This is a genomic window from Mesorhizobium sp. M0276, assembly GCF_040321755.1.
In the GTDB taxonomy this organism is placed as follows: domain Bacteria; phylum Pseudomonadota; class Alphaproteobacteria; order Rhizobiales; family Rhizobiaceae; genus Mesorhizobium.
Genome location: NZ_JAMYSC010000046.1, coordinates 19,200 through 39,677, shown reverse-complemented (window position 1 = coordinate 39,677; position 20,478 = coordinate 19,200). Strand labels below are relative to the sequence as shown.

The window sequence follows — 20,478 nt, the reverse complement described above, 5'->3', positions numbered from 1 at the left end:
CCAAGGAGGCGCTCGGGGTTCATGGTTGCGGCTGAGGCGCTTCACAATCGCGTTATGCGGCTTCGGCAGCCATGTTGACCGTCGATTCAGCGAGTTGGGTCAGCGCCTCGTCGGTCGCCTTCTCTTCTCCCAGCGTGAGTTTGAGGAGCGATACCGCTTCATCGAGCCCGAGTTCGGAAGCCCAGGTTAACAAAGTCCCGTAGCGGGAGATTTCGTAGTGCTCGACAGCCTGCGCTGCGGCCAGCAGCCCGGCATCCAAGGCAGCTGCGCCCTTGTACTCTTCCATGATTTCTGCGCCCTCCTCGGTCATCCCGACGATGGCCGCGCAGGTCTTGCCCTGCGGCTTCTTGCCGATCACTTCGAACACCTCTTCGAGGCGGGCAACGTGTTCCTTCGTTTCGCCGCGGTGCTTTTCGAACGCCGCCTTCAAATCTGGGCTTTGCACCGCTTTGGCCATTTTCGGCAAAGTCGCAAGAATCTTCTTTTCGGCAAAATAAATGTCCTTCAGCGTACCGTGGAAAAGTTCGGTCAAACCTTTGGTCGAGGCCTTATTCGTAGTTGCCATGGTGTTTTCTCCCGTTCTCGCCTCGGAACGAGGCAGGAATGCAACTCAATGTGCGGCAAGTTGTTCCCGTTCTTTGTGAGTGGCCTGCATTCATTCTAATCTAGGCCAAGGGCGCTCGATGTCTGAATGGTCGAGATTCCCGGCGTGTCAAACTCGTCCGCTCAGATAGCACCAATAGGGCATGGATTTCATAAGTTAACTCTTAAGGCCGGCGTACGGAGCGCTCGCCTCCTACCTGACAGCCGCCTCTGCCATTCGAACGAACATCGTGATCTGCCGTGCGCCAAACCGACATGCCGTGCGAACCGCAATGCAGGGCCGGCGATCGCCTATTCGGCGAGCCGCCGTTCGATATCGCCGATTTCACGGCGCTCGACGCGCAGGGCAGGGAACCACAAGCTCTTGCATGCGGACAAGCTACTCGAAGCGCTAAAGCTCTTGCTGCTTTGGCTGCTGACCGCACCCTTCCGCAAGTTGCCGGACGCCGGCGATCTCGCGAAGCCCAAGCTAGTTCTTCTCGACGAGGCGCACCTGCTGTCCAAGGGCGCGCCGAAGCGGCTGCCCGACGCACTGGACCGCCGACATGATGGCGGCCACGGCCGGCATCAAGCCGAGTTCGGTGCGTTGCATGTGGAAGGCGAACGGGCTGCAGCCCAACCGCTGGCGCCAGTTCAAGCGTCTCAAGCGATCCGCGGTTTGTGGACCAACTGCGTGACGTCGTCGGCTCAATGTTGATGCGCCTGCTCAATGCGATCGACGCCGAAGTGCCGGCCGGCGAGGACGCTTCATCTTCCACTTCACACCGATCTCGTGCTAGTGGCTCAACACGGTCGAGGGCTTCTTCGCAAAATTGTCGAAGCTTCGCCTAAACCGAGGCGTTCGATGGACCACGCGCGACAATAAGGTCATCCCCACTCCTTCCTATCTGAAAATGAACATAGCGGCGGTTGCGCCGGCCATGATCGCGGTGACGGTCCATCCGAGAATACGCTGGCCAATCGTGGCCACGAACCGACCCATCTCGTGCCTGCGCGAAGCTACGATCATCATCGCCGCCATGATGGGCACGGAAATCACGCCATTGATGACAGCGGTCCAGAACAGGGCCTTGATCGGATCGATCGGCGAATAGTCGACAGCGATGCCGAGTACCGTCGCCAACCCGATCACCGTGTAGAAACCCACTGCTTGCCACGGCTTGTTCTCGAGACCGGTCTTCCAGCCTCGGGATTCGCCGACGGCGTAAGCGGCCGAGCCCGCCAAAACCGGGATGGCAAGAAGACCGGTGCCGATGATGCCAAGACTGAAGAGCATGAATGCGAATTCGCCAGCTACCGGCCGCAACGCGTCGGCGGCATCGGCGGCAGTCTGGATGTCGGTCATGCCACTGGCGTGCAGTGTGACGGCGGTCGTCAGGATGATGAAGAAGGCGATCAGGTTGGAGAAACCCATGCCGGCATAGGTGTCCCACTGGATTCGACCCAGCTCGTAGGTTGCTTGAGAGGGCTTTCTTAGGAGTGGCTTAGCAGCGTCCGCCTCTTCATCCTCCACCTCCTCCGATGCCTGCCAGAAGAAGAGATAAGGGCTGATGGTGGTGCCGATGATCGCCACCACCATCGTGATCATATCCCCGGTCAAGCTGAGCTGGGGCACAAACGTACGTAGGGCAACATCGCCCCAATCAATATGAATGGTAAAAATAACACCGACATAGGCGAACAACACTAGCGTCAGCCATTTCAGGTAGCGGACATACCGGTGATACGGAATGAACAGCTGTGCGACCAGCGAGACGACGGCAAATCCAACGGTGAAAGTGTGCTGGCCCCAGCCAAGCACCAGTTTTGCAGCCGCACCCATCGCCGCCAGATCGGCCCCGATATTGATCGTGTTGGCGATGAATAGAAGCGTCACCAGGATCATGACGATCCAAGCCGGAAAGACGCGGCCCATATTGGCGGCAAGCCCATGTCCGGTGACGCGGCCGATCCGGGCGCTGATCATCTGAATGGCGCACATCAGCGGATAGGTGAAGACCATGCTCCAAAGCATGTTCATGCCGAACTGTGCGCCAGCTTGCGAATAGGTGGCGATGCCGCTGGGATCGTCGTCGGCGGCTCCGGTGATGAGCCCTGGCCCCAGCCGCTCTATCAGGGTGGCCCGGCGTAACCGATGCAGACGGGTCGACGCAATTTTGAGCTGGAAGACGGCTTTGCTTCAGTAGTCACCGGCCAACTCTCCATCCCGATCAGAAAAGTGAAGTCGACGGGAATTCTTTCGTGATCATGCCAGCTTCCATAAGACGAGAAGAGACGGGAAAAGAGTAGCGATCGCTTCATCCCAATAGGTGAGTGTCGGTGCGTGAAATGGCGTCTTCCGAACTACCGCAATACCAACGTCCAATAAGGCGGCGAGAAACAGCAAGTTGACCAGCGTTCGGCCAAATTCCCACAGCCAATGCGCCGACGCGAGACATACGAAAGGCGAGCTTAAGCAGGAAGCGCGTCAAAACATATCGACTTGCGGGATCCGGTAAAGTTCGCATTGCTTCCAACAGAGGCCTTGCCGAGATTTCGCTGGGGCAAGGTAAATAACCTTCCTACCAACGCAACGGTTCCGATCGCCGCTGGGGACAGCGTGGCTGGAATCTGCGCAAGCGACACTACGCATGGGCATTGCGGCGTGTCGCCGTTGGTGACCGCAGCGACGCCGCCAATCGCAGCCCTCGCGCCGGTCCAGCTCGGAAGGGCCATACCGGCGCGCTGCATGACGTATTGGGTAACGTGGCGGCAACGGTCACCAACACGAGCCGCTGGGCACGCGGGCCAGTTGGCGCGCACGCCGCGACTTTGCGCCAGTGCGCTTTCGCCACTGGTCGGGCCGATTGTCGTAGCAAGATTTGTCCACCGCCCCCAGCTCCTCGGGGACAGAATGCGAGCATTGCGAGGAAGGGTCCAGGTGGAGGGCGGCTGTAGACCCAAGTATCCCGCTACCGGTTGATCAGCCACAGAATAATCGAGAGCACGACGCTGATAACTATCCCGGTGGCGATCGGAGCATAAAACGCGAAGTTTTCACGCTCGATGACGATGTCACCAGGCAGCCTGCCAAGGCCGATCCGCGACAACCACGGCCACAGTAAGCCTACGGCCACTATGATGAGGCCAACAACAATCAGGGCTCGTGACATAGCATCGTCCTGCCAGAGATATAGTGGCACCGGATCTCACCGGTAGGTTAAGGATTTCTGCGATGAGAGGTAGTGCGCTCCGCTGGTACCCGCTCGCCCGCATGGTCGCGCGAGGCAGAGAAGTTCCACAGTCAGACCTTTTCAGATCGTGTTATACGAGTGGCTGGAAACTAACGGTTACCGGCGGTCCGGACAATCGACTAAGATAGCGAGACAGACTGCTTCCCTTTTCACTTGGGGGCGGTTAGACGGCCTTCAACGGGCAGATCACACCTCATTGGATGCGCGCACGGCGTGTCGGTCTGGCGCACGGCAGATCACGATATTCTTTCGATCCCATGCCTCGAGCTCCTCAAGGCCCGATTATCGTCGCGCGCCAATTGCGGAGTGTTCCGACGGAAATCCCCGCGATAGCGCCCTGAGACTTCTTCGTCCGTGAGAAATTTCTTTCTTCCATTGGATGCCTCAACATGCATCGTCGACCGGTTCGGTTCGACGACCGTCAGCTATTGCGAGCGGAGCCGACCGGAGTGCCGTGGGCCACTTCAGGCACGCACCGCAACTGCCAACCGCAAGACCCGAGCCGTCCTATTTGGACGGAACGGGAACGTCGAGTTCAGGCGGGCGGTCCGGCTGTCTTTTTAGCGGCTTCATCTTGGATCCTCATGGACTTCGATCGATCCAACTGTACGCCTTCACCTTAGAAACCGGCGCCGCCTCTTTGGATGGGCTTCGCGACTTAGGCGCACCGCCCCCGGCCTCGGATTGACGCGCGACTCTTTCGCTGCAAAGGTGTATTAACGACTTGTTTACCAAACGTCAGTCACGGCTAAGAATTGGGTTCGCGCTGGAAGGGACAGGCGGAGTTCATGGCCAGCTTGATGCGGCGTACCGAGACGCTGACCAGGGCGCCGATCTTGAACAGCTTGAGACGGATGGTGGCGCAGCTTGCCCTGGCAAGCCGTGTGTCCACCAGGCCGATGCGGCGCAACGCGCAAAAATCTTCATAGCCAAGCGCGAGCGCGAAGATGCGCTGGCCGACAAGCGTCTTCACCTCATGCTCGATCAATGCCGGACGGCGGGCATCCACGAACCAGCGGGCAAAGCGGCCGACCAGCCCGATCGCCCGGTCCGTCAGCCCCAGCAGAAGCGCGCCGGCGTCGGAGGTGATCGTTCCACCGTCAAAACCGGCCACGACGGCACGCCTTTCAACAGGTGCAACATCAAACCGTTCCGGTATACACTCTGTTTGCATCGGGGAATACCTCTGCTCAAGGTAAGTCTTTGTCGCAGAAGCATTTTCCTTGATTCGGAGCCCCGATGCACTTCAACTGTGTGAGATATCCGGGCTAGCGCCGCCGCCTGGAGGGTCGTCCTACATATTGCTGCAGGGCGGCACCGGCGGTCTCGGCTTGTGCGGTGTCGTCTGGCGCATCGGCCAGTTGGGTGCGACGGAGCGACTTGCCAAAGAGTTGGCGATTGGCTTGATTGGAATGGTTGGCGTGGCAGCCCGCCGCTTCAGCAAAGCCGCAGACATCTTGGCCACAAGATCTCTAACTTCCATAGGCGTCTCCTCCCGAGAAACGCCCGCCCGCGGATTATCCATAGCACAGTCGCGAGCCCGCCAGCGTTAAAGTTTGACATGGCGGCAGATGACCGGGGGGCGAGGTCCACAATCCATGCAGCGTCGCCGGTGGGCACCGCGGCGATTTCCAGGCGGACCGGAGGAATGAGACGCCGGCCAGCTTCAACCTACGCGAAGTCATTCATTGCTGCTGGGGGGATCCATCAAGCGGTCTGTGGCCTCGACCGGAAACCGCATCCTGCTGCGGAGCGCTATATTCGCGGCCAGCATTTCTTCTGTTCGTTTAATCGCGATCTCAGTCCGGTTGATGCGCTGCTTCGCACTCGCGACTTCCGAGGTCAAAGTATCAGCCGCCATGCCGTGGCCTTGGGGTTCCATGGTATCCATCATGATTTGGTAACTCATGGCGAACCGGTTCGTTCCGTAGCTACTGCGCGATGCGTGGCCCGGCTTTCATTGAGATCAAAAAGCCGGGCCATCGGCCTCCGATCAATAGTCGCTATCGCTGTTGTCGTCCTGCTGGATGATTACGTGACGGTGGCGATGGAGGGGACGATCGACCGATCCGGTGATCATCACGCCCGAGCGGTGATGCCGGCGCCCCTGGTCGTAGAAGGTCACCTGACCATGATGACGCCGATGCAGACGCTGGCCGTACTGATTGATCATCACTGCGTTGTCATTGTTCCAATAATGATGACGGTGGTGCCGGTGGCTTTGGATGACGATGGAATCATCCGCCGAAGCGACCGCAGGCGCGGCCAAGCAAAGCGCCAAGGCGCTCATAATCAGGGTGGCTCTCATTATCAATTCTCCGAAAAATTAAGATGCCCTTCGCTGGGTAAGCATTGCTCGTACGCTTTGGTTCCTGCCTCGGAAGGTGGCTGGGACGGCCAGCAGCCTGTCGGGGGCGCTGTATGACGGTGGCCCCACACTCGACTGCCGAGGCGTCGACGACACCGATCTGGAATACGAACCTAGACTGCATAAGTCGCCGTTACCTATACGGACAGTTTCATTGCCAGGTCGATTGATGGTGCCGGCTCATCGACACCACGGCCAATGTGATGCTCACCATGCAGCGGGCGATCCTCGGCGGCTTCGCTGCCACGTCGAAGAACGCCTTGTACTACCGCAAGATCACGCTGACGGCGCCCGTGGCCAGCTCCTCGCTGCCGGGGCTTTCAGCATGATCGCCAGGCTCGCCTCCCTCCTGTCCTCTAGCATCGTGCTGGCGCTGCCGTGGTAGCCGCTATGATTTCATCCGGTTTTCAGATTATTGTCGCGCTTGACCCATTGGGGAGGGCTGGCGTGAAACGCGACATGGAATTGATCCGGGAAATCTTGCTCGCAGTGCAGTATCGAACCGACTTGACACCAAAACCGCTGCCACTGGAAGGCCATGACGAAGTGGTGGTTGGCCGTCATATCGAGATGCTTTCCGCGCGGGCTTCATCGAAGGGCCGCCGTCCAGACGGATCAACGCGCCCTATGCGCTTGTTTTCATGAAAGACTTATCTTGGGAAGGTCGCGACTTCCTTGCGGCTTTGCAAAACAAAGGCGTCTGGAACCAGATAAAGCAGTCGTTTTCTGCCGCCGAATTGGCCGGGTTGCCCCTCAGTGTGGTGAAGGATCTCGGTCTTGGTCTACTGAAAGAGTGCGCCAAATCCAAAGTTGGTTTGATCACCGGTTAGCCTTGCGCATAAGTCTCCACTTATGCAATATCGTGTTCCAAGCGCGGCGCGGCATGCTGGCACGGACAGACCCTCTTCCTCGCGATATCCTCTCCGGCATGGTCGTCGATCCTCGCGTGAAAGCGCTTTGCCAGGAATTTGACGTCAGGATCGTCAGCAAATCGGCCTACCCGCCTCCGGGAGAGACCCGAGCCGTCGCCACGATCCGGCGGATCATCGATCGCCACGGCGTCGAACATGCTCGCCTCGTCATGTGCATCCTTGCTGAAGGGCAGGGCAACAACGCCCTGATAGACGAAACCTCCCTGACGGCGATCTCTGACCTGCTGCGCGCCTGTCCCGACCTGGTCGAGCAACACACCACGGCGCTGCTCGAGATGTTCGATTTGATCCCGCTCGGGCCAATGATGGCGCTTGCCCACGAGCTCCGCGGGATCGTTCACCAGGGCCATGCGCTCGCGGGCATGATTTACATGATGGCGCGGCAGCGACAGGGGGCGCCCCACACGTCGACAATCGCATCCGAGCGAGCGAGGCCGCAAAGGGTCGATCAACTGGTGCTCGGCGCTCCGAAGATCGCAAGCTGGCGATCGGGCACCAGCTGCTGGAGGCCAAGGCATCATTGCCGCGCGGTCATTTCGGGCCTTGGCTGGACAAGCAGGAAGGTCTTTCCCGCCGTATGGCGCATCAGTGTATGGCACTGAGGGCAAGGCAGGGCGATTGTTGACGCGCTTCGAGCAAACGACACAGGCAGTCACTTCTTGCAATCTGGAAGCTTCTTCAAGGCATCGTTCGCTTCCGCCTCGGTCTTATATGTGGCCTTCGTAAGCTCTATGACCAGGGTTCCGTCTGGCTTCTTTGTCACCACCTCGCACTGCTTCGAAACGGCATCCTTTGCGGCCCAATATTGGGTAGTGTCTGCAAATGCGGAAGCTGGAAATTGAATGAGCAGCGCTATAGTTGTTGCGATTTGGCGTACCATTTTTGTACTCCCCTTTGGATCAAATAACAGAACGTGCGGCTTTGGGCTCTGTTCCCTAGAAGGAACCTGCGTTCACGCTGGCCATAAGCGGGCGCCAGGACGCGCGGGACGCTTCGGCGGTCAGCGGAAACGCGCATCGGCAGGCTTCCCTGTGGCGGCTTACGGTTTGATACTGGGGGAAGGCGATTTCATCATCACGCGCAATTGCATCTGATCGATAGTTGCGACTATGGCCGCAGCAATCGCTTCCGCCTCATGGATCAGCTCCGGCCCATAGAGCCCGTTGACCACCTCTTCGCTCGGCAGCACGCCGGGCGGGCAGTGCTCCTCGATTGTACGCCGGATGAGCGTCAACGCTGCCCGGCATTCGTCGGTCTGGATCTTCATAACCAATGAAACATGCATTGAAGCTAAAATGTTCCGGAACCGATTGCCGATCTTGTGGCTTAAATCGCGGTTTTGTGATTCCTGTCCATGCGTTTGAAGTTCGTCGCGCTTTTGATGCCGACCTTGGTGGAGAAGCCTCCGGAGGGCGATAGCTGGATTCACGAGGTCAAGTTCGACGGGTACCGGTCACAGCTTATCATCGATAAAGACGGCACCAGGATTTACACGCGCAACGGCCACGACTGGGCGGCGAAGTATCGCGACCGGTAAACAAAGAGCCTCGGCGCGGAAAGCGCCATCGTCGACGGCGAGATCATCGTGTTTAACGAAGCCGGCCTGTCCGATTTCGGCGAGTTGCGCAAGGGGATCACCCGCCGGCAGCATGACCTCTCTTTCGTCGCGTTCGACCTGGTGCACCTCAATGGACACGATCTGCGCGACATGGCGCTGGAGGAGCGGCGCGAGATCTTGGTCAGCATGATCGAGCCGGGCGGGAGCATCCAGTTCAGCGAACCTCTGCCGGGTGATGCAAAGGCAATCTATCACCTGCCCTCGAGGCCGGCCTCGAGGGCATGGTCGAAGCGGCGCGACAGCAAATACCGGAGCGGGCCGTCGAGCCACATGGGCGGCGGGGGTTCAGCGAAAGGTTAGTCAGTCGTAAACCTTGATGATCTTGCGAGTGCCTGGATCCACGAGAACCGTCCGATTGTCGATCACGACATAGCGGTATTTGACGTTGGGCACTTCATGCAACTCGACTGTGTCGGGCAGCGCTGTGCCGATATTGAGTTCCACGCCGGGAACCTTCAACGATGCCAACGGCTGCTTTTTCACATACTCATGGATGACTGTATCCTGTTCGGGCGTAATGATCACGTCCTGAGCAGCGACCGCGCCGACACCAGCGAAGAGCAACAACGCCGCAGCGGCGCCCGCAAGATGCATTCTCATGATTTTCTCCTCTTGCGGCCGGCGCACCACGACATCGTCCAAGCCGACCTCCAAACCGAACTTGGGGCAACGTCAAACGTTCCGGGTTGAGGCTTCGGTCGGGCGGGGGGTAGGACTTAAGTCTGAGCCCAAAACGCAATGGTCTTACCCATGATGTAGCGTGGAACAGCTTGCTTCCAACGTTATTGTTTCTCCGGAAAGTTCGGAGAAAACAGATGGATAGAAGTGTTAGCCAGGCTCGCTGGTTGCTCGCACCGCTGTTCGCGACCGCCGTCACCTTTCTGGTGATAGGATTCGCGCTTGGCTGACATATTTGCAGATCGGCGCAGCTACGTCCCTTCCTGTGCTGACAGGGTTCACGGGCCGCACTGCGGTTGGCGAATCCTCAATTTGTAACGGGTGCAAGGCCTGCCTTTTCCGGCCGCGCGCCTTAAGAGTTGGTACCATTAGAGTTGTGTAACACTGGAGGCTTTCTATGGATCGGCGATCCTTCTTGACAGCAATGTTTGGCATTGCAGGGGCAGCGGCCTTTGCAAGCGCGGTTCGGCCTATCGACGCAGTGGCAGGTGTTCCAGGGGCCAAAAGCGGCATTCTCGATGAACTCGACGCGCCAGACTCACCGACCTTCGATGACGAAGGTACTCAGGCGGAAGTGGAGCCGGTCTACCATCGGCGCTACGACGACCCTTATTACGACCCAGATTACGGCCACTATCGCCGCCACCACCGCCGGCGGGGCTGGAGAAGGGTCTGCCGTAGTTACTGGCGACATGGCCGCCGGCGCGTCAGGTGCTACCGCAGGCGGGCCGGGATCGTGTTTCGGTTCTAGTGGCTCTGCAGGATTATGACTCTTTGCCGGATAGGCTTTAGCCATTTTGGGGCGGGCCTGTTCGGTTGAGAACATCCAATTGATGCGGGCGCCGCTGTTATTTCGCTGGTTTTCCCACGCGGCGACCTCGGCAATGGGGCTGTCACGACTTTCGATGCGGCGGTCGAGGCACTGACTGCGCCGGACGCCGATCTCGATCTCGACCATGTTGAGCCAGCTGGCGTGCTTTGGCGTGTAATGGAATTCCAGCTGGTAGAGTGCGGCGGGCGTGTGGGTCGACAGATTGTCGAGGACGACGCGGATGCACTCGGCTTGCGGATAATAGATATCGGCAAGGTCGCGCATGCAGTGGGCAAAGTCGTGAGCGGCGCGCCGCTCGGTGACTTTCACCTTGCGCCAGGATCGGTGGGCATCGAGGAAGACGAACAGGTTGGCAGTGCCATTGCGTTTGTATTCGAAGTCATGCCGCTCCAGCCTTCCCGGCGCGGCCGGGATCGGCTGCCGCACTTCGCCGATGAGCTGGGTCGGGCTTTCGTCGAAGCACAGGACCGGCCGCTGTGGATCCGGCGCCTCGGCGTAGAGGTCGAGCACATCCTCCATGCGCGCGACATACTCGGCGTCGACCTTGGGAATGCACCACATGTCCTTGCGCCAGGGCTTGAGATCGTTCTCGGCCAACGCCGACGCACCGTCTCGCGCGACAGCTGTTCCTGGTCGGTCAATTTGACGAAGGCGTCGGCCAGCAACTCCAACCATTTTCGGCACGCATGTTGTTTGATGCCATCCACGACGCGGTAGGCTGACGGGGCTTCGGATCGGCGGCGATCGTCAGCATCGTCTCCGATGCCGCCTTGAACAGCACGTCGTAGACCGCCGCCTTGTTCTGGAATGCGATGTCGGCGACCTCGGCGGGGAGCGTGAATACGACGTGGAAGTATCCGACCGGCAGCAGGTCGGCCTCGCGCTCGGCAAGCCACCGAGATCGAGCACCGGCGTGTATTCGCCCGTGCGGCGCCAGACGCCTCGCACTTTTCCATTCTCCCGATCCCGCCTCGGATCGAACATCAGCCCCTCGAAGTGATCAAGGAACGCCTCTGCCGATGCGGCATCGCTGAAGCAATGGAGCCGATAGGTTTCATATTTGCGGTTCGGCCATATCGCCTGTACATAGCGCGTCTGGTGCTTAAGCCCTCGTTCCTGGCAGAACTTCGCGATCATGGTGAAGTTCCGGTCGGTGCAGAGATCATCCGGCAGCGCAATCTGGTGCGGCGAGTCGCGGTCGATCACCGATGGCGTCGGTGAGCCCCGACTGCGTTTGACCACTATTCGAAATGCATTGATTGGCCGCGCATCATTGCCAGCGTCAGCGCGATTGCGGGATTTGCCGGCGGCTTCTCCATATGCAAGGCGCCGTCGAAATCACGCCATGCCGCCATGCGCAATTCATCATCGTCATCGCTGGCCGCCGGGTCGGGGGGCATCACAGGGGTCCCGGTCGATCTCGATTGTCCAGTCCTTGAGCGCTTTGCGAGCATCTCTTCGACCTGGGCAAGGTCGCTGGTGAAGAGGGGGATACGGTCTCCAGCTCCGAAAGCGGCTCAACCCGGTCCAGGGTCGGCCGCTCGGGAACCCAACCGAGAACGAACGCAATATCGAAATCGATCTGGCGGTCCGGGCCGCTCGTGATCTCCAGCCGCTTGACGACGTCAGGATAGAGCTGCTTCCGTTCTGGCCAGCTATCTGGAACCGCTTCGGCTTGCAGCTTCGTCCGAGGAACGTTGATCAGTTCCATGACCTGATGGTGTGGAACTTCCGGCCATCCAGCACAACATGCGGTCACCGCGGCCTTGTCGGCCTCCATCCAGACTGTGGCGGTCCGATCTTCGTCCTCGGTAGGCTTGTCGTCTTCAGGAAAGCCTTTGAAATCCCAGCCTTCCAACGCGAACAGTCCTTCCGCGCCTTGCAAAGCCATAATGCCGGCGCGTTCAAATACTGCTTCGGCTGCCGCGATTCCACGTGCGAGCTCTTGGGGTGTTGCGTCGTCAATGTTCAAGCGAAGTTCCATGGTTCGCCTCCTATAACCTAATCCTGCCGATGCGAACAAAATGAGAACAAAGAATCAAGCGTCCCCTTGACGAGGGAGGAATATGTTCCTTATTTCAGCGTGATCTGGAGCAGCAAAGGGACGGGCCCGGCGTCAATCGCGCTGGCCGGCGACGCTATGGAAACAACCGCGGAAGACAATTTTCGGATCGAGGTCTGGGAGCGCGAGGAGCAGGCTTTGGCAGAAACCATTTCGCTCCCCCGATTCAACGGTGAGCCAGGCAGCCTGGCAGGCCGCCATCCGGCGCCGCCCGGGCATGCTGCTGATCCACTACAACAGCCGACATGTGATGGAGAAAATCCTGACACCAGGCGAGGTCAAGATCCCACCGCAGGCCATGGTCGATGGCAGCGTTCACGCGGGCCTGGATGTGGCGCTCGGCGATCTTCGCGAATGGCATGTATTGCGGGCTTGGTGCAGATCGTGTTCGCACCATGCAACGGTAAAGCCTGCCGGGCTCATCAAGCGCTATGGAAAGGGCGCTCTGTTCAGTTCGGTCGAGCGAGCACTTTTTTGCACGAGTTGTGACAGAGGCGGGCCTGTCAGGTTGGAAATTCACAAGCTGCCACGCAATTGAGGGGTGAAGGGATCCACGACCTCATCGATTTCGTCCAGGCCAACTCGGCTCTGGTTTGGGACAATCCGATCTCGGTCAGCGGCCGGACTGTCGAGGGCCGGAAATCCCGCGCCATCTCCGCGGTCGGCGTCGACTAAAATATGCGGACCACCGCGGACGGGGACAGTCGGTCCCGCGTCCCGTCCTGCGGCCGGCGCTATGCTGACGCTCCTACGGCTGTCCCGTTCACCGCCCGCGGCGGGGGCGAATTTCCTCCGTCCTGCGCGCGACAATGGTCCGCTGTTGCGGCCGCGCGCAGGACTGCGGCTTATACGCCTTTATTCCTTTGAGCGCCGACGGTCACCGGCGCGGGATGCATCGGCATGGAACCGAATCCCAGGCAGGGTATTGAATCGGACTATGTATCCGAGTTCCGCATGTCGGCTGTAGACGGCACCCTCAGTAAAAGCCGCGCACGGCGCAGAGACTCAGAATCTGTCCTACATATCGGCTCCCGAAGTTTCGTCCCTTCCAGCTATGCACGCTGACAGACCACATACCGGTGGGCGGGGATTGGCTCTTCGAGATGAAGTTCGACGGCTATCGTGCCCAAGTCGCCATCTCCGGCTCGAATGTCGTCGTCTATACCCGCAATGGCCACGACTGGACCCGACAGTTCAAGGTCATCTTGCCGCCGCTTCAGAATCTGACCAAAGGCGCGGTTCTGATCGATGGTGAGATCGTTGCCATCGACAGCCAGGGCCGTACGAACTTCTCCATGCTGAAAACCGGCATTGCCGCGGGTATGCTCCTCAAGTTCTACGCCTTCGATCTGCTTGAATTGGATGGCGAAGATCTGTCGAACCAGCCGCTCCTCGAACGCAAGGCGCGACTTGAGTCCCTGCTGGGCGCGCGCCGCCCTGACGACAGCCTGCAATTCTCCAGCCACATCGTCGACCAAGGCAGAAGGGTGTTTGACGCCATGTGCCAGGGCGGTCACGAAGGCGTCATCGCCAAGCGCGCCGACAGCCCCTACGTCGGCGAACGCACCTGGGGTTGGCTCAAGATCAAGTGCACGAAGCGACAGGAATTCGTTGTCGGCGGCTATCGCCCAAGTGACACGGGGCGTGGCATGGCATCGTTGATCCTCGGCACTTACGACAATGGCCAGCTCATTTATCGCGGCCGCGTCGGCACGGGGTTCACCGAGGCGATGCGCAAGGACATCCTCGCGAAGCTCGAGAAACGCCGTGTTGAGAAACCGGCTTTCGCCTCCGTTCCGAGAGACATTGCCCGACGTGCCAAATGGGTGAAGCCCGAGCTTGTTGCAGAGGTTACCTATGCCGAAGTGACACCGGACGGCAGCTTGCGGCATCCAAGCTTTGAGGGCATGCGCGAAGACAAGCGGGCCGACCAGGTGGTGATGGAAATGCCGAAGACGCCGGCAACTCTTGGCTCCGCCAATCTCGATCCGGGAATCGGCAAGGAGATCGCCGCTGCTGTCGGCGTCAAGCTGACGCATCCAGACAAGGTCATGTATCCAGGCACCAAGGTGACCAAGGCAACGCTCGCCGCCTACTACGCCGTGGTCGCCGAGAAGATGCTGCCGCACATCCAGGATCGGCCGCTGTCGCTGGTGCGCGATACCGACGGCGACCTGCAGCAGACCTTCTTTCAGAAGCACAGACTGCCAGGCATGCCCAAGGCTATCCATGACGGCCAGCTGGAGAAGATGTCCGGTAAGGAAAGCCGCATCTTGTGGGTCGATGACCTGGCTGGGTTGATCGCAGGTGTCCAGATGAACGTGCTCGAATTCCACATCTGGGGAAGCCGTCGCCAGCAGCCGGATCTGCCGCACCGCATGATCTTCGACATCGACCCCGACGAGGCCTTGGGCTTTGCTGCCGTCAAGCAGGCAGCCCTCGACATTCGAGGCATTCTGGAAGCGCTTGGACTGCAGTCGTGGCCGTTGCTGTCCGGCGGCAAGGGCGTTCATGTGGTCGTCCCGCTCCTGCCGAAGGCAGACTGGGACGAGGTCAAGAGCTTCTGCCAAGACTTCGCGGAACTGCTGGCCCGCACAGATCCGTCGCGCTTCGTCGCCAACATGAGCAAGATGAAGCGCAAGGGCCGAATGTTTCTCGATTACCTGCGCAACGGCCAGGGCTCCACTGCAATCTGCCCCTGGTCGACTCGGGCACGCGCGGGGGCGTCGTGCGCGGTGCCCGTCAGCTGGGATGAGTTGCCCACCTGCGAAAGCGCCAACGGTTTCGATGTTTTCGCCGCCGCCGCGCGGGCTCAGTTGCCCGAAGCCTGGGAAGGATATTTCGACGTCGAACAAACGCTTACCGACCGCATCCGCCACGCAGTCCGGTAGTACAACGATACTAGATGGTCAGCGACATTTGCTGATTTGGCGCGGACCGCCTTTGCCCCAAGTTCGGGAGCGTCCCCCTTCGAGGCCCCGGCCACGCCCTCTAGAGTGAGAGTACGGACCGGTTTGCCGTGACGGGTTGAGAGCTGGAGGAGAGGCCTCCGGGGCCCGTCGCGGAGAAACGCGATGTCCAGACATTACGCTCGCGCCGGCGCCGACCGGACAAGCCTCTATGACGATATTACGAACAAGATCATCGCCGAGCTGGAAGCTGGGCACTTTCCCTGGGTGCAGCCCTGGGGCACGGCGGCGACGCAAGCATCCCTCGCCATGCCGGCCAATGCCGCCTCTGGCCGCGCCTATTCGGGGATCAACGTGCTAATCCTGTGGGGTGCGGTCGTCGAGCATGGCTTTCCCGTCCAGGGCTGGCTGACTTTCCGCCAGGCTCTATCGCTGGGCGGCCATGTCCGCAAGGGCGAACACGGAACCACCGTCGTCTATGCTGACCGCTTCATCCCTGACGACGAGAAGAATCGCGCGCGGGAGACCGGCGAGGCAGCCCAGGCGATACCGTTCCTGAAGCGCTTCACCGTGTTCAACGTTGCGCAATGCGAAAATCTGCCCGACGATCTGGCGGTGTTTCCGCCCGCACCAGAGCCCGGACTGATCGAACCGGCTGTCGACGCACTGATCAAGGCGACAGGGATCGATTTCCGCATCGGCGGCAATAGCGCCTATTATGTGCCGGCGCACGACTACGTGCAGGTGCCACCTCCGCAGGCGTATTTCCAGACCATCGACTGGCACCGCACCGCCCTGCACGAGCTTGGGCATGCGACCGGCCATCCCTCCCGCGTCGGCCGTGACCTCGGCGGCGCCTTCGGCACAAAGCGATATGCTTTCGAGGAACTGGTCGCCGAAATGAACGCGGCCTTCTGCTGCGCCTCGCTAGGTATTGTGCCGACCGTGCGCCACGCCGATTACCTGGCCTCCTGGCTCGAGGTCCTGCGCGAAGACAACCGCGCCATCGTGCGTGCCGCCTCCCAGGCCAGCAAGGCGGCCGACTGGTTGCTCGCCTTCCTGCCGCAACCTGACGGTGCAGCCAGGGCAGACCGGGCCGACGTCGATGAGGCCGAGATCGAGAGGAGGGCGGCATGATCGTTCTCACCGAGGAACTGCGCGTGCCTGCTCGCTACGGCCGCGGGCGCGACGCCGAACACGTACCGGTCGTGAAGTTCTTCAATCCACTCGGCGAAGGAGCCTGACTCGCAACCGCGCTGGATGCCGATGGCGACACCATGTTCGGTCTCGCCGATCTCGGCTATCCGGAGCAGGGCAGTTTCTCGTGTCCTTGAGATGACTTCGATCCGGCTGCCCTTCGGCATGGGCATCGAGCGCGACATCCTCTTTGGCACCGACCTGCCGATTTCGGTCTGGGCAGAGGCCGCCCGCCGGGTCGGAAACCTTCGCGAGCCGAACGCATCTCTACCACGCCGCCCAGCATGGCCGGGACGGCAAGTGAGATCTCACCTTGAAATCCGCAAAGCCGCAGATGCGCAAAGTCGTGTCTGCGGCCCTGTCCCCCTCTGGATCTTCGGTGTGCGGCGCAGTCCTAGAGTGAGAGGGCTGCGCCCGTCTTTTTTGACGGGGTTGGAGGTCGAGAGAGTCTCGGTCGCCCCGTCGCGGAGATAATCCCATGGCTACGCCCAAGCAGACGATCACCCTCAACGCTTCACGTGACATCCCCTTCAACAAGCTGGTGCTGAGCCAGTCCAATGTCCGGCGCATCAAGCGCGGGGAAACGATAGAGGACCTCGCCGCGTCGATCGCACGGCGCGGCCTGCTCCAGAACCTCTCCGGCCGTGCTGGATGGCGAGGGTAACGAGACCGGCATGTTTGAGGTGCCGGCTGGCGGGCGCCGCTATCGCGCGCTGGAACTGCTGGTCAAGCAGAAGCGCATGATCAAGACCGAGCCAGTTCCCTGCGTTGTCAGCGACGCTCACAGCGCGGTCCCGATCGAGGAGGATTCGCTGGCCGAGAATTTTCAGCGCGAAGATTTACATCCGCTCGACATGTTTCGCGCCTTCCAGACCCTTCACGACCAGGGCGCAAGCCATGAGGAGATTGCGGCACGCTTCTTCGTCTCCGCAACATTCGTGCAGCAGCGCCTGAGGCTGGCCAGGGTTTCGGCCAAGCTGCAGGAGGTTTACGAGCAGGATGGCATGCAGCTCGAGCAACTCATGGCCTTTACCGTGACCGACGATCACACGCGTCAGGAGCAGGTCTGGGAGGCGCTCGAAAACTCCTGGTCGAAGGAGCCGCAGCAGATCCGGCGCCTGCTGAGTCAACTCAAGGTGTTCCGGGAAGTCTTGCGGGCCGGATCGACAAGGCGAGCGGCGGCAGCGCTCGGGATAAGCCAGCCGGCTGTCAGTCAACACGTGAAGCAACTCGAGATCACGCTCGGCATCACACTCTTCAAGAGATCAGCCAACCGCATCGTCCCCTTGCAGGAAGCCTAGGAGCTCCTGCGAAACGTAGAACTTGCCCTGACGTCCCTGGATCGGCTGGAAGCGTCGATCTTCGCAATGAAGAACGAGGAAAAGCAACGGATTGCGATTGCCGCGCCTTCTGTTTTCGGTTTCGTGACCTTGCCCAAGGCGGTGGCGATTATTCGCTCGAAGACCGCTCTGAATGTCCGGTCGATTTCGGGAAGCTATGACCAGATCGGCGAACACATCCTGGCAGGCCGCGCCGATCTTGGAATTTCGAGACTGCCACTGGATCCAGGCCTGTTTGAATGGACGCCGCTTGGGTCAGCGCGCAACGTATGCATTTTTCATCCCGATCACCGTTTCTCAAAACAGGCCTGTATCGAGGCTCAAGACCTGGCAGGCGAAACGATCGTCGATATCGATCCCCAGTTCGCCGCCCACCAAATGAACTTCAATGCCTTGCGCTTCGCCGGCGTCGAGCCAGACATACTGGTGGAATTCGATTGCAACGGTCACGAAGCCGGATACGTTTCGGCAGGCCTAGGCATTTCGATAACCAACGAGATCATCGCCCGTGAGTACGCTGCGTTTCACTTGGGAATAAGGCCAGTGGAGCCGTCCGCGCTCTATCACTACGTTGCGATTTGGCAGAAGGGCCGGACCTTTTCGAATGCACTGAATGTGTCGCTCGAGGCAATCATCGCCGCGTTTTCCCAGATGCCGTCGGCTAGAGGGGGATCATCCCTTGAGGGCTAATGTACTCGGCAGCGGCTGCCATGGAACAAGAGGCAGGGTTCTTTCTGACGGAAGGCGATCGCTCCGCGCCCTTGAACAGAATGCGGGCTTTTGTGCAAAATAGCCCGGATGTCAGGTTGTCTTGATGCCGATCTTGCGGCGCTTGGCCGGCGCCGGCAACGTTACGGGTTCAGGCTCTACGGCCTTCCGTCCCAGGCCGATCGCCTTCGCCATCGCGGATCGCACCGCGGCATAGTTCGGCGCAACCATTGGGTAATCGGAGGGCAGGCCCCATTTCGCGCGGTACGCATCTGGCGTCAGATCGTAGTGGGTGCCTAAGTGCCGCTTGAGCGATTTAAACTTCTTGCCGTCTTCCAGACAGATGATGAAATCGGGCGTCACCGATTTCTTGATCGGGATAGCGGGTGTAGGCTTCTCTTCCGCTTTGGGTGGGCGCGCGCCCTGCAGCTTGCTGATCGCCTCATAGGTATCGGCAATTACGCGGGCGAGTTCCGCAACTGGAACCGGGTTATTGCTGACATAGGCGGAAACGATGTCAGCGGTCATCTCCAGCAATTCCACGTCGGACTCGATAAGATCTTCAGGCATTTGGCCGACCTTTCATCTGCTCTTCAGGTGCCGTAGCCCGATCTGCGTCAGCAGCCTCGCTACAGCAAAGCGCACCAGGTGCACAAGACAAGAAGTTACGATGGAACGCGGCTGGCGCATGGGTCAGGAAACTCTGCATGAACCAGTTCGGGCGCGGCACCGCACAGCAATGAAGGTGCAAGCGCAATTGGGCAGGAGGGCGGACCCGCCATAATCCGTCGTGCGCTGGCAATTCGCCGGGAGATTGCCAAGCGGAAGGTTATGGAGAAACTGCCAACGGAGGCGGTGCGTCAAGGCTACGCGGTCCACGAAAATTTCGGGCGCTCTGTTTCTCTGGATGAGCTTAAGGGCAGAGAGCGGCAATAGGTGATCGCAACCAACCCCTCCGCCGCTCGTTCACCTATGCCCGAATTTTGAAATGGTGCGGACGCGGAGCCCTGCCTGAGCCTGGCCCGACCGAGTGATGCCCCCATCTCCCGATCGAACCGCACCGCGTCCTTGTGGTCGGCTTACCATGCCGTCAACGCCCGGGAAACGTCGCGTAAGGTAAAATGCCGGTGAACGATGAGCGCAACCAGCCCTCCGCCGCTCGTTGACCTATGCTGGGTTGATTCCTAGCCACTCCAAGACCCGCCCACCCATGCTTATGTCGGGTGTGGGCCTTTTTGATCACATTAGCGGAACCTAATATTTAGCGACTGGTTTCTCTGGCGGCAGCACCCCTCGCTGCTGGTCAAGGTGCGCGACCCTTGGCCGGGCCCGCCTTTGCCCCGAGCTTGGGCGCGGGCCTACTCTCGGGCTTCCGTCGCCGGGCGTTTGATTCAGCCGTCCAATCCAAAATTGTGCCAGCCTGATCTTGCAATCAACTGCTCTGCCAAGATACCAAGCCGGTGCTGGGTAGATCCTAGCCAGTCCTAGCTATGCCCGTCAGCCGAAAGGTTGGCGGGCTTTTTAATCGAATGTTCACCGGTGCCAGTCATCATTACGGAGCGGCTATGTTACAATACCGCCCTACAAAAGCCCGTCGCTTTCCCCCGAAGCGACGGGCTTTTTGCATGGGACGACCACGCAGATAGGGATTGCCGCGAGCTGCCAACGCACGGAACCGGCCGTGCCTCTTGTCGTGGAACCTGATGGGCACGGGGGGTCGGCGCGCGTGCCTATCATCCGATCACCCGCTCAGAAATTTCTACCAAATATTCCCGACCCACATTAGGCTTCCCTGATGGTGTCCCTACGGTACGACTTGAGGAAGGAAGCGGATGAGTCCTGGATGGTGTTCGACGTGTTCACCGGGCTGCCGGCTGTGTACGAAGGCCACCAAGCCGTCGACCTCGACATGGAGTATGCCGATGATCTCGTGGTCTTCCTGAACGCTGTCGACCGGAAACGTAGGGTGGGTCGCCCGTGGTGACCTCTGATGGGAAC

General features: G+C 59.9%; 23 protein-coding genes and 7 pseudogenes. 15 read left to right on the top strand and 15 right to left on the bottom strand.

Annotated elements, in window-relative coordinates:
• Positions 1-52: 52 nt before the first annotated feature.
• On the bottom strand, positions 53-565 hold the full coding sequence (locus NKJ01_RS27970; protein ID WP_023762550.1) for a YciE/YciF ferroxidase family protein: 513 nt from the start codon (positions 563-565) through the stop codon (positions 53-55).
• 126 nt (positions 566-691) lie between these two features.
• Between NKJ01_RS27970 and NKJ01_RS27965 the strand changes: the two are divergent.
• Both NKJ01_RS27965 and NKJ01_RS27960 read left to right on the top strand, forming a co-directional pair.
• A pseudogene (locus NKJ01_RS27965) lies at positions 692-1,078 on the top strand (helicase HerA-like domain-containing protein); the annotation flags it as partial.
• A 28-nt stretch (positions 1,079-1,106) separates the two neighbouring features.
• Positions 1,107-1,445: pseudogene (locus tag NKJ01_RS27960) on the top strand (hypothetical protein); the annotation flags it as partial.
• Between the two features lie 41 nt (positions 1,446-1,486).
• Here NKJ01_RS27960 and NKJ01_RS27955 read toward each other — a convergent pair.
• The 6 genes and pseudogenes from NKJ01_RS27955 to NKJ01_RS27935 all read right to left on the bottom strand — a co-directional run bounded on the left by NKJ01_RS27955 (position 1,487) and on the right by NKJ01_RS27935 (position 6,144).
• The gene (locus NKJ01_RS27955) at positions 1,487-2,692 is read right to left on the bottom strand and encodes an NRAMP family divalent metal transporter (RefSeq protein WP_502904167.1); all 1,206 of its coding nucleotides are present in this window, start codon (positions 2,690-2,692) and stop codon (positions 1,487-1,489) included.
• Between the two features lie 862 nt (positions 2,693-3,554).
• On the bottom strand, positions 3,555-3,755 hold the full coding sequence (locus NKJ01_RS27950; RefSeq protein WP_023762553.1) for a DUF2905 domain-containing protein: 201 nt from the start codon (positions 3,753-3,755) through the stop codon (positions 3,555-3,557).
• Between the two features lie 829 nt (positions 3,756-4,584).
• The gene (locus tag NKJ01_RS36540; protein ID WP_502904166.1) at positions 4,585-4,746 is read right to left on the bottom strand and encodes a transposase; all 162 of its coding nucleotides are present in this window, start codon (positions 4,744-4,746) and stop codon (positions 4,585-4,587) included.
• A gap of 9 nt (positions 4,747-4,755) precedes the next feature.
• A pseudogene (locus tag NKJ01_RS36535) lies at positions 4,756-5,010 on the bottom strand (transposase); the annotation flags it as partial.
• A gap of 507 nt (positions 5,011-5,517) precedes the next feature.
• Positions 5,518-5,745, bottom strand: a complete 228-nt coding sequence (locus NKJ01_RS27940) for a hypothetical protein (protein WP_352732957.1) — start codon at positions 5,743-5,745, stop codon at positions 5,518-5,520.
• A gap of 84 nt (positions 5,746-5,829) precedes the next feature.
• Positions 5,830-6,144 (bottom strand): hypothetical protein, encoded by a 315-nt coding sequence (locus NKJ01_RS27935; RefSeq protein ID WP_031261238.1) that lies wholly within the window; start codon positions 6,142-6,144, stop codon positions 5,830-5,832.
• 263 nt (positions 6,145-6,407) lie between these two features.
• Between NKJ01_RS27935 and NKJ01_RS27930 the strand changes: the two genes are divergently transcribed.
• The 4 genes from NKJ01_RS27930 to NKJ01_RS27915 all read left to right on the top strand — a co-directional run bounded on the left by NKJ01_RS27930 (position 6,408) and on the right by NKJ01_RS27915 (position 7,738).
• Positions 6,408-6,533 carry a hypothetical protein gene (locus tag NKJ01_RS27930; protein ID WP_023762557.1) on the top strand — a complete coding sequence of 42 codons (126 nt, stop codon included), beginning with the start codon at positions 6,408-6,410 and terminating at the stop codon, positions 6,531-6,533.
• 118 nt (positions 6,534-6,651) lie between these two features.
• On the top strand, positions 6,652-6,849 hold the full coding sequence (locus NKJ01_RS27925) for a hypothetical protein (protein WP_352607180.1): 198 nt from the start codon (positions 6,652-6,654) through the stop codon (positions 6,847-6,849).
• Positions 6,795-7,034 (top strand): hypothetical protein, encoded by a 240-nt coding sequence (locus tag NKJ01_RS27920; protein WP_352607193.1) that lies wholly within the window; start codon positions 6,795-6,797, stop codon positions 7,032-7,034. Before NKJ01_RS27925 ends, NKJ01_RS27920 begins: the two co-directional genes overlap by 55 nt.
• Before the next feature lie 98 nt (positions 7,035-7,132).
• Entirely contained in the window at positions 7,133-7,738 is a 606-nt protein-coding gene (locus tag NKJ01_RS27915; protein WP_352607178.1) for a hypothetical protein, read from the top strand.
• A gap of 50 nt (positions 7,739-7,788) precedes the next feature.
• Here the strand turns inward: NKJ01_RS27915 and NKJ01_RS27910 are convergent, their stop codons facing one another.
• Entirely contained in the window at positions 7,789-8,016 is a 228-nt protein-coding gene (locus tag NKJ01_RS27910) for a hypothetical protein (RefSeq protein ID WP_023762562.1), read from the bottom strand.
• A gap of 159 nt (positions 8,017-8,175) precedes the next feature.
• Positions 8,176-8,403 carry a hypothetical protein gene (locus NKJ01_RS27905; protein WP_023762563.1) on the bottom strand — a complete coding sequence of 76 codons (228 nt, stop codon included), beginning with the start codon at positions 8,401-8,403 and terminating at the stop codon, positions 8,176-8,178.
• An 87-nt stretch (positions 8,404-8,490) separates the two neighbouring features.
• On the opposite strand from NKJ01_RS27905, the gene NKJ01_RS27900 reads away from it, so the two are divergent.
• Together NKJ01_RS27900 and NKJ01_RS27895 are read left to right on the top strand one after the other, a co-directional pair.
• On the top strand, positions 8,491-8,673 hold the full coding sequence (locus NKJ01_RS27900; RefSeq protein WP_023762564.1) for a hypothetical protein: 183 nt from the start codon (positions 8,491-8,493) through the stop codon (positions 8,671-8,673).
• Between the two features lie 27 nt (positions 8,674-8,700).
• Complete coding sequence (locus NKJ01_RS27895) at positions 8,701-9,054, top strand: ATP-dependent DNA ligase (RefSeq protein WP_352607191.1); 354 nt, start codon at positions 8,701-8,703, stop codon at positions 9,052-9,054.
• Here NKJ01_RS27895 and NKJ01_RS27890 read toward each other — a convergent pair whose 3' ends face one another.
• The 5 genes and pseudogenes from NKJ01_RS27890 to NKJ01_RS27870 all read right to left on the bottom strand — a co-directional run bounded on the left by NKJ01_RS27890 (position 9,055) and on the right by NKJ01_RS27870 (position 12,248).
• Positions 9,055-9,354, bottom strand: a complete 300-nt coding sequence (locus NKJ01_RS27890; protein ID WP_031261239.1) for a DUF1236 domain-containing protein — start codon at positions 9,352-9,354, stop codon at positions 9,055-9,057.
• Between the two features lie 856 nt (positions 9,355-10,210).
• Positions 10,211-11,049: pseudogene (locus tag NKJ01_RS27885) on the bottom strand (IS630 family transposase); the annotation flags it as partial.
• Positions 10,992-11,159: pseudogene (locus NKJ01_RS27880) on the bottom strand (IS91 family transposase); the annotation flags it as partial. The pseudogenes NKJ01_RS27880 and NKJ01_RS27885, both read right to left, overlap by 58 nt.
• A 346-nt stretch (positions 11,160-11,505) precedes the next feature.
• Entirely contained in the window at positions 11,506-11,664 is a 159-nt protein-coding gene (locus tag NKJ01_RS27875; RefSeq protein ID WP_352732952.1) for a hypothetical protein, read from the bottom strand.
• Positions 11,664-12,248 carry a hypothetical protein gene (locus NKJ01_RS27870; protein WP_352732949.1) on the bottom strand — a complete coding sequence of 195 codons (585 nt, stop codon included), beginning with the start codon at positions 12,246-12,248 and terminating at the stop codon, positions 11,664-11,666. The genes NKJ01_RS27875 and NKJ01_RS27870 overlap by 1 nt, the downstream gene beginning before the upstream one ends.
• Positions 12,249-12,498: 250 nt before the next feature.
• On the opposite strand from NKJ01_RS27870, the gene NKJ01_RS27865 reads away from it, so the two are divergent.
• From NKJ01_RS27865 to NKJ01_RS27835, 6 genes and pseudogenes are all read left to right on the top strand, one after another.
• The gene (locus NKJ01_RS27865) at positions 12,499-12,864 is read left to right on the top strand and encodes a hypothetical protein (RefSeq protein WP_352732946.1); all 366 of its coding nucleotides are present in this window, start codon (positions 12,499-12,501) and stop codon (positions 12,862-12,864) included.
• 565 nt (positions 12,865-13,429) lie between these two features.
• Entirely contained in the window at positions 13,430-15,217 is a 1,788-nt protein-coding gene (gene ligD, locus NKJ01_RS27860) for a DNA ligase D (protein WP_352732944.1), read from the top strand.
• A gap of 183 nt (positions 15,218-15,400) precedes the next feature.
• On the top strand, positions 15,401-16,372 hold the full coding sequence (locus NKJ01_RS27855) for an ArdC family protein (protein ID WP_352732941.1): 972 nt from the start codon (positions 15,401-15,403) through the stop codon (positions 16,370-16,372).
• A pseudogene (locus NKJ01_RS27850) lies at positions 16,369-16,736 on the top strand (DUF2958 domain-containing protein). Before NKJ01_RS27855 ends, NKJ01_RS27850 begins: the two are co-directional and overlap by 4 nt.
• A gap of 174 nt (positions 16,737-16,910) precedes the next feature.
• Positions 16,911-17,733: pseudogene (locus NKJ01_RS27845) on the top strand (LysR family transcriptional regulator).
• Between the two features lie 66 nt (positions 17,734-17,799).
• The gene (locus NKJ01_RS27835; protein WP_352732938.1) at positions 17,800-18,462 is read left to right on the top strand and encodes a LysR family transcriptional regulator substrate-binding protein; all 663 of its coding nucleotides are present in this window, start codon (positions 17,800-17,802) and stop codon (positions 18,460-18,462) included.
• Between the two features lie 111 nt (positions 18,463-18,573).
• Here NKJ01_RS27835 and NKJ01_RS27830 read toward each other — a convergent pair whose 3' ends face one another.
• Complete coding sequence (locus NKJ01_RS27830) at positions 18,574-19,050, bottom strand: Ros/MucR family transcriptional regulator (protein ID WP_023762579.1); 477 nt, start codon at positions 19,048-19,050, stop codon at positions 18,574-18,576.
• A 1,225-nt stretch (positions 19,051-20,275) separates the two neighbouring features.
• Here NKJ01_RS27830 and NKJ01_RS27825 point away from each other — a divergent pair.
• Positions 20,276-20,464, top strand: a complete 189-nt coding sequence (locus NKJ01_RS27825) for a hypothetical protein (RefSeq protein ID WP_023762580.1) — start codon at positions 20,276-20,278, stop codon at positions 20,462-20,464.
• The last annotated feature ends 14 nt before the right edge of the window (positions 20,465-20,478 follow it).

Coding starts and splice junctions, on each gene's coding strand:
- NKJ01_RS27970 (WP_023762550.1), bottom strand. CDS start 565: ATGGCAACTACGAATAAGGCCTCGACCAAAGGTTTGACCGAACTTTTC.
- NKJ01_RS27950 (WP_023762553.1), bottom strand. CDS start 3,755: ATGTCACGAGCCCTGATTGTTGTTGGCCTCATCATAGTGGCCGTAGGC.
- NKJ01_RS27940 (WP_352732957.1), bottom strand. CDS start 5,745: ATGAGTTACCAAATCATGATGGATACCATGGAACCCCAAGGCCACGGC.
- NKJ01_RS27935 (WP_031261238.1), bottom strand. CDS start 6,144: ATGAGAGCCACCCTGATTATGAGCGCCTTGGCGCTTTGCTTGGCCGCG.
- NKJ01_RS27930 (WP_023762557.1), top strand. CDS start 6,408: ATGCTCACCATGCAGCGGGCGATCCTCGGCGGCTTCGCTGCCACGTCG.
- NKJ01_RS27915 (WP_352607178.1), top strand. CDS start 7,133: ATGGTCGTCGATCCTCGCGTGAAAGCGCTTTGCCAGGAATTTGACGTC.
- NKJ01_RS27910 (WP_023762562.1), bottom strand. CDS start 8,016: ATGGTACGCCAAATCGCAACAACTATAGCGCTGCTCATTCAATTTCCA.
- NKJ01_RS27905 (WP_023762563.1), bottom strand. CDS start 8,403: ATGAAGATCCAGACCGACGAATGCCGGGCAGCGTTGACGCTCATCCGG.
- NKJ01_RS27900 (WP_023762564.1), top strand. CDS start 8,491: ATGCGTTTGAAGTTCGTCGCGCTTTTGATGCCGACCTTGGTGGAGAAG.
- NKJ01_RS27890 (WP_031261239.1), bottom strand. CDS start 9,354: ATGAGAATGCATCTTGCGGGCGCCGCTGCGGCGTTGTTGCTCTTCGCT.
- NKJ01_RS27875 (WP_352732952.1), bottom strand. CDS start 11,664: ATGCCCCCCGACCCGGCGGCCAGCGATGACGATGATGAATTGCGCATG.
- NKJ01_RS27870 (WP_352732949.1), bottom strand. CDS start 12,248: ATGGAACTTCGCTTGAACATTGACGACGCAACACCCCAAGAGCTCGCA.
- ligD (WP_352732944.1), top strand. CDS start 13,430: ATGAAGTTCGACGGCTATCGTGCCCAAGTCGCCATCTCCGGCTCGAAT.
- NKJ01_RS27855 (WP_352732941.1), top strand. CDS start 15,401: ATGTCCAGACATTACGCTCGCGCCGGCGCCGACCGGACAAGCCTCTAT.
- NKJ01_RS27835 (WP_352732938.1), top strand. CDS start 17,800: ATGAAGAACGAGGAAAAGCAACGGATTGCGATTGCCGCGCCTTCTGTT.
- NKJ01_RS27830 (WP_023762579.1), bottom strand. CDS start 19,050: ATGCCTGAAGATCTTATCGAGTCCGACGTGGAATTGCTGGAGATGACC.
- NKJ01_RS27825 (WP_023762580.1), top strand. CDS start 20,276: ATGGTGTCCCTACGGTACGACTTGAGGAAGGAAGCGGATGAGTCCTGG.